The sequence below is a fragment of the Frigoribacterium sp. Leaf8 genome (genome assembly GCF_001421165.1).
In the GTDB taxonomy this organism is placed as follows: Bacteria; Actinomycetota; Actinomycetes; order Actinomycetales; family Microbacteriaceae; genus Frigoribacterium.
Genome location: NZ_LMKB01000006.1, coordinates 108457 through 123097, shown reverse-complemented (window position 1 = coordinate 123097; position 14641 = coordinate 108457). Strand labels below are relative to the sequence as shown.

The 14641-nt window shown below is 68.0% G+C and carries 9 protein-coding genes; 2 read left to right on the top strand and 7 right to left on the bottom strand.

The genetic code is table 11. The features are described from left to right. Window positions 1-37 precede the first annotated feature (37 nt). The 3 genes from ASL10_RS12110 to ASL10_RS12100 form a co-directional block, all read right to left on the bottom strand. A complete protein-coding gene (locus ASL10_RS12110; RefSeq protein ID WP_056048246.1) occupies window positions 38-1471 on the bottom strand; it encodes an MFS transporter in 1434 nt (477 codons plus the stop codon). A gap of 57 nt (window positions 1472-1528) precedes the next feature. Continuing rightward, entirely contained in the window at window positions 1529-4153 is a 2625-nt protein-coding gene (locus ASL10_RS12105) for an ATP-dependent DNA ligase (protein ID WP_056048243.1), read from the bottom strand. A gap of 85 nt (window positions 4154-4238) precedes the next feature. Further along, window positions 4239-5126, bottom strand: a complete 888-nt coding sequence (locus tag ASL10_RS12100; RefSeq protein ID WP_056049091.1) for an SDR family oxidoreductase — start codon at window positions 5124-5126, stop codon at window positions 4239-4241. Between the two features lie 93 nt (window positions 5127-5219). Here ASL10_RS12100 and ASL10_RS12095 point away from each other — a divergent pair, with 93 nt between their 5' ends. Next, a complete protein-coding gene (locus ASL10_RS12095; RefSeq protein WP_056049088.1) occupies window positions 5220-6209 on the top strand; it encodes a Ku protein in 990 nt (329 codons plus the stop codon). A gap of 9 nt (window positions 6210-6218) precedes the next feature. Here the strand turns inward: ASL10_RS12095 and ASL10_RS12090 are convergent, their stop codons facing one another. Genes ASL10_RS12090 through ASL10_RS12080 form a run of 3 tightly spaced genes read right to left on the bottom strand, consistent with a single transcriptional unit; the run spans window position 6219 to window position 10754 of the window. Then, the gene (locus tag ASL10_RS12090; protein WP_056048240.1) at window positions 6219-6497 is read right to left on the bottom strand and encodes a Rho termination factor N-terminal domain-containing protein; all 279 of its coding nucleotides are present in this window, start codon (window positions 6495-6497) and stop codon (window positions 6219-6221) included. 40 nt (window positions 6498-6537) lie between these two features. Beyond that, window positions 6538-8913: a phosphoketolase gene (locus ASL10_RS12085; protein ID WP_056049085.1), complete on the bottom strand. Its 2376-nt coding sequence runs from the start codon at window positions 8911-8913 to the stop codon at window positions 6538-6540. Between the two features lie 20 nt (window positions 8914-8933). Then, the gene (locus ASL10_RS12080) at window positions 8934-10754 is read right to left on the bottom strand and encodes a glycoside hydrolase family 15 protein (protein ID WP_056049082.1); all 1821 of its coding nucleotides are present in this window, start codon (window positions 10752-10754) and stop codon (window positions 8934-8936) included. A 239-nt stretch (window positions 10755-10993) separates the two neighbouring features. Here ASL10_RS12080 and ASL10_RS12075 point away from each other — a divergent pair, with 239 nt between their 5' ends. Next, on the top strand, window positions 10994-11872 hold the full coding sequence (locus ASL10_RS12075) for an SMP-30/gluconolactonase/LRE family protein (RefSeq protein ID WP_082460544.1): 879 nt from the start codon (window positions 10994-10996) through the stop codon (window positions 11870-11872). 38 nt (window positions 11873-11910) lie between these two features. Here ASL10_RS12075 and ASL10_RS15660 read toward each other — a convergent pair whose 3' ends face one another. Further along, window positions 11911-14622 (bottom strand): SIR2 family protein, encoded by a 2712-nt coding sequence (locus ASL10_RS15660; RefSeq protein ID WP_082460543.1) that lies wholly within the window; start codon window positions 14620-14622, stop codon window positions 11911-11913. Window positions 14623-14641 lie beyond the last annotated feature (19 nt).

The following is a 14641-nucleotide window of genomic DNA, read 5'->3' as shown; positions in this document are numbered from 1 at the left end:
CTGGTCGCGTGCGGCTGGTCGCCTCGCGCCGGCGCCCTCAGGAGGCGCGGGTGCGGTCGCGCAGACCGACGAACGACACCAGCGCGCTCACCCCGAGCAGCACGGCGACCACGATCACGACGCGATGGAACCCGCCCACCGTGAGCGCGCCTCCGGCGATGACCCCGAGGAACGCGACCGCGACGAGCCCGGCCACGCGCGAGATGGCGTTGTTGACGGCGGAGGCGATGCCCGACTGGCCGGCCGGGATCTGCGACAGCACCGTCGAGGTGAGCGGAGCCACGGTCACCGACAGGCCGAAGCCGAAGAGGACCACGCCGGGCACGACCTGCCACCAGACGTCGATCGGATCGGCGACCATCAGCATCCAGAGGAACCCGCTCGCCGTGATCAGCGGCCCGGCCGTCATGAACGGGCGCGGGCCGTGGGTGGCGGCGAGCGTGCCGAACAGGGTCGAGAACAGCAGCGACACGATCGTCGTCGGCAGGGTGACGAGCCCGGCCAGGGTCGCCGTCAGACCCGCCAGTTCTTGCACCACCAGGGGGATGGTCAGGGTGCCGAGGCTGAGGGCCGCGTAGATGCCGACGGTGGCCAGGTTGCCGACGGTGAAGGTACGGGTCCGGAACAGCGTCAGCGGCATCATCGGAGCGGGTGAGCGGCGCTCCCACCAGACGAAGGCGGCGAGCGCGGCGAGGCCGACCACGAGCGGCGTGACGACGAACCAGGTGCCGAACCCGACGCGCTGCCCCTCGATGAGCGCGAAGACCGGTCCGGCGAGGCCCACCGCGGCCAGCACGGCGCCCACGACGTCGACCCGCGGGGGAGCACCGTCGCGCCCCCGGTGGGCGTCGCCGGGCAACCGGGTCATCAGCACGAGGGTGAGGACGACGGGCACGACGACGACGGCGAAGACCCAGCGCCAGCCGAGCGTGTCGACGAGCGCGCCCCCGGTCAGCGGACCGATCAGGAACGCGACGCCGGTCCAGGCCGTCCAGCTGCCGATGGCCTTGCCCTGTGCCGGGCCGCTGAAGGTCGAGGTGATGAGGGCGAGGCTGCTCGGCACGAGGAGGGCCGCGGTCACGCCCTGCAGGGCCCGGGCGGCGATCAGCAGGCCCGGGTCGGGGGCGAGGGCGGCGAGCACGCTCGTCACGGCGAAGCCGATCAGGCCCGCGCGCAGCACCCGCACCCGGCCGAACGTGTCGCTGAGCGAGCCGGCGACGAGCATGAGCGATCCGAGCGTCAGCAGGTAGGCGTCGACGACCCATTGCTGCAGGGCGAGGCCCGCGCCGTCGTCGGCCGTCGCGCCGCCTCCCGTGCCGGTGCCGAGTTCGCGGGCGATCGCGGGCAGCGCCACGGTGACGATCGAGCCGTCGAGGAACGCCACGAACGAGGCCAGCACGGCGACCACGAGGACGACCCGCCTGCCGCGCAGGGTCGCGGCGTCGCTCGGGGCGGGGGGAGGTGTGCTCATGCTGCACTCAACACCCGCCGGGCGCCGATCGATGCCCCGTCGTCCGACGGCCCGGCCTCACCCCTCGCGGACGACGTCGTCCGGCGACTTGTCGGGCCGCCACCCGCGCCAGCTCGGCTGCCGCAGCCGCCCGGTCGAGGTCCACTCGGCGATCGACACCTCGCCCACCCGCGACGGGGTGACCCAGTGGGCGCCGCGGGCGTCCACGGCGGGCACGCCCACCAAGGGGCTGGTCTTCCGCTCGGCGGCGCGCAACGCCGGCAACAGCTCGTCGAGCTCGCGGTCGGTGAACCCCGTGCCGACCCGGCCGACGTAATGCAGCCCGTCCTCGCCCGGCACGCCCATCAGGAGCGAGCCGACGCCGTCGGCCCTCCGGCCGGCACCGGCGCGCCAGCCCGCGATCACGACCTCCTGCGTCTGGTGGTGCTTCATCTTGATCCAGGCGCGGGACCGTCGACCGGCGCTGTACGTCGCGTCGCGCCGCTTGGCGACCACGCCCTCGAGGCGCAGGCGCTTCGAGGTGGCGACCGCCGCCTCCAGGTCCCCGTCGAACGCCGGGGGCACGTCGACGGCCCCGCCGCTCTCGACGATCCGCTCGAGCACCTCACGCCGGTCGTCGTACTCGTCCTTCACGAGCGAGCGCCCTTCGGCCCGCATGACGTCGAACAGCAGCAGCTTCACCGGCGCGCCCGCGGCGGCTCGCGCCACGTCGCGCGACCGCGTCAACCCCATGCGCGTCTGGAGCAGGCCGAAGTCGGGGCGACCCTTCTCGTCGACGGCCACGATCTCGCCGTCGAGCACCGCGCCTCCTTCGCTGTCGACCCGCTCCGCCAGCACCTGCAGCTCGGGGTAGGCCGGGGTGAGGTCGTTGCCGTTGCGGCTGGTCAGCGTGACCGCGCCGTCGTGGACGACCGCCACGGCGCGGATGCCGTCCCACTTCATCTCGAACGCCCACCCGCCCTCGGACACGTCGTGCGCGTCGCCCGTCGTCGCCAGCATCGGCGCGACCGGGTCGGGTGCCGGGAACTCCTGCTTCCCGTCGCGAGCCGAGGAGGCGCGGCCCGACCCTCCGGGGGAGCCGCCGGTCGCGTGCGCCGCGCGTGAGGACTTGCCGGCGTCGCCTCGCCGATTCGCCCGCGCGGACGGCGGCAACTCAGGGGATCGCGCGTCTTCGGTCGTCTTCCGGGCTCGATGCGGTCGTCCTCCTGAATTGCCGACGGAAGCGCCGTCGTGCGAGCCGACGTCGCCCGCGTCGTCCTTCATGCGGTGGATGAGCCAGTTCGATTCCGCCCGCCCACCGCCGTGGCCGGTGTGGATCAGCGCGACGCGTCGGGTGCCGCGCTGCTCGCCGTGCAGCACGACGATCACCTCCTTGCCCTCCCGCCACTTCTCGAGCTCGTACTCGCCGGAGTCCCAGATGGTCACCTCGCCGGCGCCGTACTCGCCCTTGGCGATCGTGCCCTCGAAGGTGCCGTACTCGAGCGGGTGGTCCTCGGTCTGGACGGCCAGGTGGTTCGTGCCCGGGTCGTCGGGCTCGCCCTTCGGCAACGCCCAGCTGACCAGCACGCCGTCGTGCTCGAGGCGGAAGTCCCAGTGCAGCGAGCTGGCGTGGTGCTCCTGGATGACGAAGCTCGTGCCGTCGGTCGAGGCAGGGGCCTCGTCGGGCACGGGCTCGGCGGTCTTCGACGCGTCGCGCTTCGAGCGGTAGACCTCGAGGCGGTCGCGCACCTTCTCGGAGGGGTCGTGGTCGGGGGCCTCGGTGTTGCGGAAGTCCTCGCCCAGCTCGCCCGAGGGCACCGGCACGTGCGCCGAGACGTCGGCCAGGGGGTCGCCGCGCCGCTTCAGGCGCGAGAGCACGTCGGTGTACTCGAGCTGCGCCAGGGTCTTCGACGCGAGTTCGCGCCAGGTGCGAGGCATCGCCACGGTCGGCCGGGACCGACCCCGCAGCGAGTACGGGGCGACCGTCGTCTTGTTGCCGTTGTTCTGCGACCAGTCGAGCAGCACCTTGCCCCGGCGGTCGGCCTTGCCCATGGTGCTGAGCACGAGGTCGGGGTGGTCGGCCTCCATCGCACGGGCCAGTTCGTGGGCGACCTCGCCGACCTGGGCACTGGTCTGCCTCCCGTCGAGCCGGGCGTACAGGTGCACGCCCTTGCTGCCGCTCGTCACGGGCATCAGCTCGAGGCCCATGCCCTCGACGATCGGCTTGAGCAGCTGCGCCACGGCGACGCACTCGGCGAGGCCGACGCCTTCACCCGGGTCGAGGTCGAGCACCAGCCGGTCGGGGTTGCGCTGCGCCCCCTTCGGGCCGAACCGCCACTGCGGCACGTGCACCTCGAGCGCGGCGACCTGCGTCAGCCAGGTGAGCGTCGCGACGTCGTTCACCATCGGGTAGACGTTGGCGTGGTCCTTGTGCTCGAGGGTGTGCCGGGCGACCCAGTCGGGCGCGGAGTCGGGCAGGTTCTTCTCGAAGAACACCTCGCCGTCGACGCCGTTCACCCAGCGCTTGCGGGTGGCCGGCCGACCCTCGACGTGCGGCAGCATCCACTCCGCGACGGCGGCGTAGTAGCCCAGGACGTCGGCCTTGGTCGTGCCGGCATCCGGGTAGAGCACCTTGTCGAGGTTCGTCAACTGCAACCGGTGCCCGCCGACCTCGACCGTCTCGCCGCGTCCCTTGCCCGCCATCGCGCGCCTCCCTGTCTCGTGTGTTCCTCGTTCTACCCGGCTGTGGGTCCGTGTCGTCGGGACGACGGAGCCGAGGAGGCGCGGATCAGACCGCGGGCATCGCTCCGGCGATCGTGATGGTCGCGCCCGAGGTGTAGCTCGACTCCGGGCTCACCAGGTGCACGTACGCGGCGGCGAGCTCGGCGGGCTGGCCGGGGCGACCGAACGGCGCCTGGCCGCCGAACTCCGACACCGTCTCGGCGTCGTCGGAGCCGGGCTGCAGGGGCGTCCAGACCGGGCCGGGGGAGACCTGGTTGACGCGGATGCCCTTGGGTGCGAGCTGCTGCGCGAGGCCCGAGGTGAAGACGCCGATCGCACCCTTGGTGAGCGCGTAGTCGATCTTGTCCGGGCTCGGCTGCGTGCCCTGCACCGAGCCGGTCGTCACGATCGACGAACCGGGCTCGAGGTGCGGGATGGCGGCCTGGGTCAGCCAGAACAGCGAGTAGACGTTGGTCTTGATGGTCGAGTCGATGTCCTCGGTGGTGAGCGTGAGGATGTCGTCGTTGCTCTTCATCCGACCGGCCACCATGACGAGGGTGTCGAGCCCGCCGAACTCGTCGACGGCCTTCTGCACGAGGTCCTTGCAGTACTGCTCGTCCGAGATGTCGCCGGGGACGAGGACGGCCTTGCGCCCCTCGCCCTCGAGCAGGTCGCGCACCTCCTCGGCGTCCTTCTGCTCGCTGGGAAGGTAGCTGAGCACGAGGTCGGCGCCCTCACGGCTGAGCGCGATCGCGGCGGCGCGACCGATGCCCGAGTCCGCGCCGGTGACGACGCCGCGGAAGCCGGTGAGGCGCTCCTTGCCGACGTAGCTGGTCTCGCCGTGGTCGGGCTTGGGGTCCATCTTCCAGGCCTCGCCCGGCAGCGACTGCTCCTGCTTCGGGAACGGCGGCGCGGGGTAGAGGTCGACCGGGTTCTTCTTGTCGTATTGGCTCATGACGCCCACGGTGCCCTCGCCGCGCCTCCGCCGCTCGGGGGTCTGTACCCCACCGGCGGTCATTCGGAGCGCACGCGGAGAAAGATGAGCGTCATGCGATCGATCTGGAAGGGCGCGATCACGTTCGGGCTCGTCAACGTCCCCGTCAAGTTGTACAGCGCCACCGAGGACCACGACGTGTCCCTGCACCAGGTGCACGACGCCGACGGTGGCCGCATCCGGTACCAGCGGAAGTGCGAGATCTGCGGCAAGGTCGTCGACTACGAGCACATCGACAAGGCCTACGACGACGGCGACCGCACCGTGGTGATCACGGGTGACGACCTGAAGTCGTTGCCCGAGGAGCGCTCGCGCGAGATCGACGTGCTCGAGTTCGTCCCGAGCGACCAGGTCGACCCGATCATGCTCGACCGCAGTTACTTCCTCGAGCCGGACGGCACCTCGCCCAAGGCCTACGTGCTGCTGCGCCGGACCCTCGAGGAGACCGACCGCACGGCCATCGTCCACTTCTCGCTGCGGCAGAAGACCCGGCTCGCGGCCCTGCGCGTCCGCGGCGACGTGCTGATGCTTCAGACCCTGCTCTGGGACGACGAGGTGCGCGAGGCACGGTTCCCGGCGCTCGAGAAGCAGACGCGCGTCAGCGACAAGGAACTCGACATGTCGTCGTCGCTCGTCGACTCGTTGAGCGACGACTTCGAGCCCGCGGACTTCAGCGACGACTACCAGGAGCAGTTGCGACAGCTGATCGACGCGAAGCTGGAGGAAGGCGAGTCGCTCGACACGGACGCCACCTTCGGCGAGAAGCCCGAGGACGACGACGAGGGCGGCGAGGTCATCGACCTGATGGAGGCGCTGCGTCGGTCGGTCGAGAAGAACCGGTCGGGCGGACATCCCAAGCCGACCAAGAAGGCCGCGGCGTCGTCGTCGACGAAACCCGCCGCGAAGAAGTCGCCTGCGAAGAAGGAGCCCTCGAAGAAGGAGTCCTCGCGGTCGACGTCCGGAGGGTCGGGTTCTGCGGCGAGGAAGAAGCCCGCCTCGTCCGCCTCCGACAAGAAGGCGGCCCCGAAGAAGAAGGCCGGCTGACCGCGACGGTCAGTGTTCGCGGAGCGCCTCGATCAGGTCGGCCTTCTTCAGGTCGGAGTAGCCGGTCACGCCGAGTTCCTTCGCGCGTGCCTTGAGTTCCTCCACCGTCCAGTCGTCGTACGAACCGGACTTCCCGCCTTTGGCGGCCACCTTCTTCTCGCTGTTGCCCTTCTGGGCGGCGGCGTTCGAGATGCGCGCGGCCTTCTCCTTCGACGCCCCCTCGTCGCGGAGTGCCTCGTACATGTCGGGGTTCTTCAGCTGCGGGGGAGTCTCGTCCTTCGGCGTCATGCGCCCGACCGTACGCCCGGCGCGGCGGCTTGTCGCACCCCTAGGCGCCGAACTGCCAGCCGGTGACGTCGGGGTGGTCCTCGCCGTGCTCGTAGGCGTACGCCCGGGCCGCCTCGCGCCGCGACTCGACGTCCGCCACCAGCTCGGGGTGCTCGTCGGCCAGGCCCGGTACGCGGTGCAGCACGTCGAGCACCAACCGATAGCGGTCGATGTCGTTGAGCATGGCCATGTCGAACGGCGTCGTGGTGGTGCCCTTCTCCTGGAAGCCGTGCACGTGCAGGTTCGCGTGGTTCGTGCGGCGGTAGGTGAGCCGGTGGACGAGCGACGGGTAGCCGTGGAAGTCGAAGACGATCGGCTTCGAGGTCGTGAAGAGTGCGTCGAAGTCGTCGTCCGTGAGGCCGTGCGAGTGCTCCCTCGCGTCCTGCAGCCGCATCAGGTCGACCACGTTGACGACGCGCGTGGTCAGGGACGGCAGCACCTGACGCAGCAGGTCGGCGGCCGCCACGGTCTCGAGGGTCGGCACGTCGCCCGCGCAGGCCAGCACCACGTCGGGGTCGACCCCGTCGACGGGCGTCCCCTCGGTGCCCGCCCACTCCCAGATGCCGACGCCGCGTCGGACGTGCTCCTCGGCCTCGGGCAGCGACAGCCAGGCGGGGGATTCTTGTTTGCCGGCGACGATCACGTTGACCGTGTCGGTCGTGCGGAACGCGTGGTCGGCGACGGCGAGCAGCGTGTTGGCGTCGGGGGCCAGGTAGATGCGCACGAGGTGCGCCTGCTTGTTGACGACGACGTCGAGGAACCCGGGGTCCTGGTGCGAGAAGCCGTTGTGGTCCTGCCGCCAGACGTGCGACGACAACAGGTAGGTGAACGACGAGATCGGCGCGCGCCAGTCGATCTCGTCGGCGCTCTCAAGCCACTTCGCGTGCTGGTTGAACATCGAGTCCACGATGTGCACGAAGGCCTCGTAGGTGTTGAGCAGACCGTGGCGCCCGGTCAGCAGGTAGCCCTCCATGAGTCCCTGCAACAGGTGCTCGCTCAGCACCTCCATCACGCGGCCGCTGCGGGCCACGTGCTCGTCGTCGGGCCAGATGTCGGCCGCCCACACCCGCTCGGTCACGTCGAACACCGGGTCGAGTCGGTTGGACACCGTCTCGTCGGGCCCGAAGAGACGGAAGGTCGACTGGTTGTCGCGCACGATCTCGGCGAGCCACCGGCCGAGGACGCGCGTGGCCTCGGCCTGGGTGCGGCGATCGTCGGAGGTCTCGACCGCGTGCGCACGGTAGTCGGTGAGTTGCAGGTCACGACGCACGAGACCACCGTTGGAGGCCGGGATCGCGCTCATGCGCTTCGCGCCCCGGGGGCGGAGCCCGTCGAGCCGGGCCACCGGCCGACCCGTCTCGTCGAAGAGCTCGTCGGCGCCGTACGACCGCATCCAGTCGTCGAGCTGCGCCCGGTGACCGTCGTCCTCGCGGACCCCGCTGAGCGGCACCTGGTGTGCACGCCAGGTGCCCTCGACGCGCTCGCCGTCGACGACCTTCGGGCCCGTCCACCCCTTGGGGGTCCGCAACACGATCATGGGCCACCGCGGGCGTGCGGTGCCGTCGCCGTCGCGGGCCTCCCGCTGCAGCTCGTCGATGCGGAGGAAGGCGTGGTCGAGGGCGGCGGCCATGCGCTCGTGCACCCGCATCGGGTCCTCGCCGTCGAAACCGCCCGCGACGACGAGCGGCTCGTATCCGTAGCCCCGCATCAGCTCGAGCAGTTCGCCCTCGGGGATGCGCGAGAGCACCGTCGGGTTGGCGATCTTGTAGCCGTTGAGGTTGAGGATCGGCAGCACGGCCCCGTCGTGTCGGGCGTCGAGCAGCTTGTTCGCGTGCCAGCTCGTCGCCAATGGCCCGGTCTCGGCCTCGCCGTCGCCGATGACGCAGACGGCCACCAGGTCGGGGTCGTCGAGCACCGCACCGTAGGCGTGGCTCAACGAGTACCCGAGTTCACCGCCCTCGTTGATCGACCCCGGGGTCTCGGGTGCCGCGTGCGACGGGATGCCGCCCGGGAACGAGAACTGCGTGAAGAGCTTCTGCAGTCCCGCCGCGTCTTGCGTCACCTCGGGGAACAGCTCGCTGTAGGTGCCCTCGAGGTACGTGTTGGCGACCATGGCCGGCCCGCCGTGCCCCGGGCCGCAGACGTACAAGAGGTCGCGGTCGTCGCGCCGGATCACGCGGTTGAGGTGCGCGTAGACGAAGCTCAGCGCGGGCGACGTGCCCCAGTGGCCGAGGAGGCGCGGTTTGATGTCGTCGCGCGCGATCGGCCGCGTGAGCAGCGCGTTGTCCATCAGGTAGATCTGCCCGACGGTCAGGTAGTTGGCGGCCCGCCACCACGCGTCGACGAGAGCGAGGTCGTCGGGGGTCGCCGGTGGCATCGGCGTCGAGTGGTCGTTCGTCACTGGCCCTCCATGTCGTCGGTGGTGCCCTCACGGCTCATCTCGTCGATGGTGATCGCCGCGTTGACGAGGGCGAGGTGGCTGAGGCCCTGCGGCACGTTGCCGAGGAACTGCCCGTCGTCGGCGCTGATCATCTCGGTCAGCAGGCCCACGTCGTTCGGCTGCTGCACGAGCTGGTCCATCAGCTCGACCGCTTCGTCCTGACGGCCCACGCAGGCCAGGGCGCTGGCGAGCCAGAAGGCGCAGGCCACGAACGTGCCTTCCTCCTCGGCGACGTCGCTGTAGCGGAAGACCAGGGGGCCCGCACCCAGCTCGCGCCGGATGGCGTCGATCGTCCGCGACATGCGCTCGCCGCGGTCGAAGCCGCTGGGGGCGTGCAGCAGCACCGAGGCGTCGAGCCTCGCGCTGCCGGGGTACATGACGTACGAGCCGACCTCTTCGTTCCAGCCGTGCTCGGCGATCCACTCCTTGATCAGGTCGCGGTTCTTCTTCCAGAAGACGACGTCCTCGGGGTCGGGGTGCATCTGCCCGACCTCGGTGAGGTGCAGGGCGGCGTCGATGGCCTGCCAGCAACCCATCTTGCTGCTCACGTAGTGCTGCTCGTCCGGCAGCTCCCACATGCCCGAGTCCTTCTCCTGCCAGCGGCGGCAGGCGTCGTCGGCGAAACCGGCGAGCAGGTCGCCGGTGGACTCGTCGAGGATGTTGCCGTCGGCCGCGTACTGGCTCATGATCGCCAGGATGTCGGCGTAGGTGCCGAGCTGCAGCTGCTCGCCCGCCGGATTGCCCTTGTAGACCGGGCCGATGCCGCGCCAGCCCTCGGACCCCGTCTCGTGGGTGCCGTCCGGCACCGAGCCGTCGAGGTTGAGGAAGATGTGCATCGTGCGGCCGTTGGCCTTGAGCGCCGAGAGCAACCACGAGACGGCTGCCTGGGTCTCTTCTCGCAGGCCGAAGCGGACGAGCGCGTTCACCGTGTAGGCCAGGTCGCGTACCCAGGCGAAGCGGTAGTCCCAGTTCTTGTCCCCGGTGAAGTTCTCGGGCAGGGCCGCCGTGGCGGCTGCCGCGATCGCGCCGGTGGGGCTGAAGATCAGCAGCTTGAGCGCGAGGGCGCTGCGCTGCACGGCGTCGGACCACGGGCCGTCCCAGTTGAACTCGTCCGACCAGGTCTGCCAGTTGCGGACCGTGCGGTCGATGCCCTGGTCGACCACGTGCGGGTCGGGCAGGTGCAGGGGTTCGTCCTCGACGCCGCAGAGACAGATCAACGAGCGCGACCCCTCGTGGGTGGTGAACTCGCCCCAGAACCGGTGCGGTCCGCCGTGGGCCTCGCCGTCGCCGGGTTCGACCGAGTCGAGGCGGCCGTGCTCGAAGCCGACGAGCGCCAGGTTGATGTCGGCGGCGCGCAGGACCGGCCCGTGCAACGTGTCGACCCGGCGGATCGGGTGCGTGCCGAACGTGTTGCCCGGGATCACCGCCCAGCGCATGGCGACCGACCCCGTCACGCCCTCGATGCGGCGGGCGAGCTCCGCCCACGGCAGCCGACCGGCGATGCCCGTGACGAGCGCGTCCGTGATCTCGACGACGCCCGTGGAGGTGCGGAAGCGGGTCACGAGGACGTTCGTGTTCTCGACGTACTCGCGCTGCACCTCGAAGTCGTCGTCGACGGGACGCAGCTCGATGCGTCCGCCCTTGCCGGCGTCGACGATGCCGGAGAACACCGGGTCGCTGTCCATGTCGGGCATCGGCAGCCAGTCGATCTGGCCGTCGCGGGCGATGAGGGCGACGGTCCGACCGTCGCCGATCGCCCCGTAGGAGCGCAGCGGCACGTAGCCGTCGTCCCGGGGGTCGGGGCGGTGCCATTCGCCGGCGGCGGCCGTCGTCGCGCCGAAGTGGTCGGCCTGGATGTCGTCGGTGGTCTCGAGGGTGTCCGTCACGCCTCCTACGGTGGCCCAGCGCGCCTCCTCGTGCCCGTCCCTCGCAGTGTTCTGTGTGCCAACAACGGCCTCCGTACCCCTGGGGGCGAGAAAAGGAGCCGGTGGACATGTCGGGCGGGTAGACCGGTCGGATGCCTCTTCCGACCGGAACCACGTCCGAGCCCCGCTTGTTCTTCGACGCGAGGGCCACCCTCGGCGAGAGTCCCGTCTGGGACGTGGACGCCCACGAGCTGGTCTGGACCGACATCACGAACGGCCTCCTGCACCGCACCTCGGCGGACGGCACACGCGACACGACGGTCGTCGTCGACCCACCCCTGCCGAGCTTCCAGCGTCGGCGCGGCGGCGGCCTGATCGCCGCACTCGACGACACGGTGATCGTCATGCGCGACGACGGGACCGAGCAGCGGACGATCGCGACGGTCGACCACGCCGACGAGCGCCTCCGGCTGAACGAGGGCAAGTGCGACCCGTTCGGCGCCTTCGTCGTCGGCGCCACCGACCCCGAGGGCAGCCCCGTGGCCGGTCTCTACCGCGTCGCCCCCGACGGCACCCTCACCCAGCTGCGCGACGACTTCGCCACGACCAACGGCTTCGAGTGGAACGACGACGGCAGCGAGATCTACCTCACCGACACCGGTGACGACACGATCTACCGGGCCTCGTGGGATGCCGAAGGCACCCTGGGCGAGCTCGTCCCGTTCTCGTCGCAGGGCGCCCACGACGGCCTGGCCCGCGACGAGCGCGGCGAGTTCTGGGGGGCCATCTACGGCGAGGGCAAGGTGGTGCACCTCGACGCCGACGGCGGTCTCGTGGACGAGATCACCTTCCCGGTGCCGAACCTGACCGGCATCGGCTTCGGCGGGGACGACCTGCGCACGCTGTTCGTGCTGTCGGCCCGCGAGGGGCTGAGCGACGAACAGCTCGAGGAGTTCCCGCTGAGCGGCGGCATCTTCGCGCTCGAGCTCGACCGGGCCGCGCGCCCGCCGTTCCTCTTCGGCTTCAAGTAGACGTGATCAAGGCGTTAAGCAATATAAAATTAGCCGCTTTAGATCGCCCCCAATTTTGTGTATTCGATGTAGTTGTTGAATGGAAGTTGCCATTCGCCGCGTACCGTCGGCCCAAAAGGTAGGTCCCAATCCTTGAGGAGCTTTCGCGCGTATGGACTGGCAGCCTGAGCTAGTGCTGTCGACAAGGCAGCACCGCTGAGGCTTCCATTAATATTTTTCGGTGTTGTTGGGTTAGTTCTTAGAGCAAGAGTCGTGGGTCCGAACCTGTCGATAAGTAGGGAGTGTGCGAAGAAGAGTACTGGACCGGCGTTCTTATCGCCTTGGAGGACAAGTTTGTCTGCAAGACGACAGATTGCTACAAGGCCGCGTTGAGCCTGGATTGGTTTTAGATAAGGAAGCAAGGGATCGTGGAGCGATAAAGCAGCCGCACCCAGTCCGAGTCCAGGCTCGTAATCAGCTTCCAAGAGCAGATGTGCCTCAGTGAGCAACCCCCTCGTCGCTGTGCGCCAATCCCGATAGCGCCCCAGATTGCTGGCTGTGCCTCTCGCGAAAAGAAGTGCATCCTCGTACTGTTCTAGCCTGCGAATTGTTGATATGTAGTTTACTCGAGCCTCAAGCAGCTTGGGAGCTCCCAACATCGCCCCCCTGCCTGCAGCAACTGCTAGACCGTAAGTGGGCATGCTCCCCGGCAGCATGTATGCATCGTAATCATCCGTGGAAACCAGGCCCGCTTGCCGGAGGGTAGCGCCTGCAAATGCAGTCTTTTCGCAGACGGAACCTAGTCTTTGATTGTCCTCGAGCCACGCGACCACAGCTGTTGCTATCGCGGGGTGCCTCGCGTAGACGCGTTCACCGGAGAATGTCAGCGCAGCCTCCCGTCCCAAGCGAAAGAGAACAGTTTCGTCGAGAACTGCTTCGTCGCCTTTGATGAGCTCCGACAGGAACTTGCGGGTCGCCCCCTTTGCGTTGGTATTCGCCGCGTCGAGAAAATGTTGCTGAACGCAGATAGATCCGAAGACATCCGTGAGGGTTATGGTGTTTGCGCGAGAGACAGTTACTGCGTCAAGACTCCGCATAAGGGCACCAATACGCTCATTAAGCGTTGCCGCTTCCCTCACGGCTAGAATTGCGCCAAACAGAGAGCTTCCGTCGACCTGGGGGTTGCCGTGAGCTGCTTGAAGAAGAGCTGATGCCAAGACCTCCTGGCTTGAGGACGATTCGGGAAGAATGTTGTAGCGATCCCACGTCCGGGTTATAGCGTCGGCGTCTTGTTCTTCCAGGTCACCAAATTTGACTACATGCGCCAAACCATGTGCGAAACGCAGGGCCGAAGCCCAGTGGCGGTCGTGACATGCCACCATCACGCGCAGCCCGATGTCCGTCTCTTCTAACACTCGGATGAGCCTTCGAAGCAGCGGTACTGCACTCTCCACGTCGTCGATGACAATTAAAGTCTTAGGCTTGAAATCCATATTTCCCAGGGCTTCGTCTGCCGCTGGAGATGCGCCCGCCTCGCGCCAAATGACCCTGCAGGATTCGGTTTCGTTCGCGAGACGCCAGGCAACCTGTTTGAGGGCAGTGCTCTTACCCTCGGCTATGGGTCCAACCGCGGCGACCAGCTTTTTACTACCTTCTGCCACTAGGTCGTATAGCTGTTTGCCAGGGGACAAAAGGGGCCACGTTCCATTAGCGGCATCAGTCCATGTGGGCTGCGCCCCCTCGGCAAAGGATATAGGCAGGCTGGCAATGAGGGGGACACCTTCGACGCTCGTATAGCCCCTGGGAAGCAGGACCTCTGCCGTTAGTGGCTCCGTCGTATCCGCCGTCACGAAGAGTTCGCCCGCGTCAACACCTACGAAAAGATGGAATCCAGGCCGGCCATCGAGTTCAGCAATGATCGGAACGTCCAGTGCATTATTTGCGTTTCCGTCGAAAGTGCTCCACAGGACCTCGGCGTCGGTAAGTGTCCTGTAGGAGGAATCGCGCCACAGCATTCTCGTGAAGGCGTCATTCCACCCGCCGTATCCTGCTACTACTACAGAGTGGCCCTGTAGAAGCTGCTGCAGATAGTTCTCCGTGTTGGGCCGCACGCGCTCGAGCTGACCAATTGTATTCACACCGAATGTCGAGGCGAAGTAGCCGTGGAGATGGACGACTTTTTCAGTCCGACTGAAGCGACTTGCTTCGACGGAGGGTGGATTGTCAAAGTCCAGCGTTTCGGGCTCGGCTTCTAAGCCCGCCTGAGCAAGAGCCATCTCTATAAAAGGATCAAAGTTCGTTGTCAGTACCCGTCCACGGAATTCGGCAGGAATGCTCTTGAAAAATTTCGCGAAGGATCGGTATCCCGAAGGTATGTTCCAGAGTCCTGGGGACATCGTGAGGTCATGGAGGGCCGCTTCGTCATACGTGCCGGGACGACCGGTAATTTCCAAGCGTGACGTGTCGCCTCTATAAGCGCTTAGGACGGCTTCGCGAATGACACGAGCTATCACCAAGTCACCCTTGTGGAGCGCCACAAGTTTGGCAGCCTCTTGATAAAGGCCCGGCGCACCCTTCCGCCCGTTATCCGAGGTGCGCACTTCCTCCTGAAATGCTGGCTTTAAGAGTGCGAGAAACGTGTCGGCCAGAAGGGCGGTTGAGGGCAGCGTGGCATTGCTCAACCCTGACCCGAAGAAAAAGCTGAGCTTGCGCTGCGGCTCTTCTCGAAGGCCCTCAAGGCGCGTTTGTAAGTCGATGAAGCGACCGGCCATTCGAGACTCCCGAACTCTT

Bases quoted from the DNA above. Each gene is read 5' to 3' on its own strand.
- ASL10_RS12085 (WP_056049085.1), bottom strand. From the start codon at position 8,913: ATGCCACCGGCGACCCCCGACGACCTCGCTCTCGTCGACGCGTGGTGG.
- ASL10_RS12100 (WP_056049091.1), bottom strand. From the start codon at position 5,126: ATGAGCCAATACGACAAGAAGAACCCGGTCGACCTCTACCCCGCGCCG.
- ASL10_RS12105 (WP_056048243.1), bottom strand. From the start codon at position 4,153: ATGGCGGGCAAGGGACGCGGCGAGACGGTCGAGGTCGGCGGGCACCGG.
- ASL10_RS12075 (WP_082460544.1), top strand. From the start codon at position 10,994: ATGCCTCTTCCGACCGGAACCACGTCCGAGCCCCGCTTGTTCTTCGAC.
- ASL10_RS12110 (WP_056048246.1), bottom strand. From the start codon at position 1,471: ATGAGCACACCTCCCCCCGCCCCGAGCGACGCCGCGACCCTGCGCGGC.
- ASL10_RS12095 (WP_056049088.1), top strand. From the start codon at position 5,220: ATGCGATCGATCTGGAAGGGCGCGATCACGTTCGGGCTCGTCAACGTC.
- ASL10_RS15660 (WP_082460543.1), bottom strand. From the start codon at position 14,622: ATGGCCGGTCGCTTCATCGACTTACAAACGCGCCTTGAGGGCCTTCGA.
- ASL10_RS12090 (WP_056048240.1), bottom strand. From the start codon at position 6,497: ATGACGCCGAAGGACGAGACTCCCCCGCAGCTGAAGAACCCCGACATG.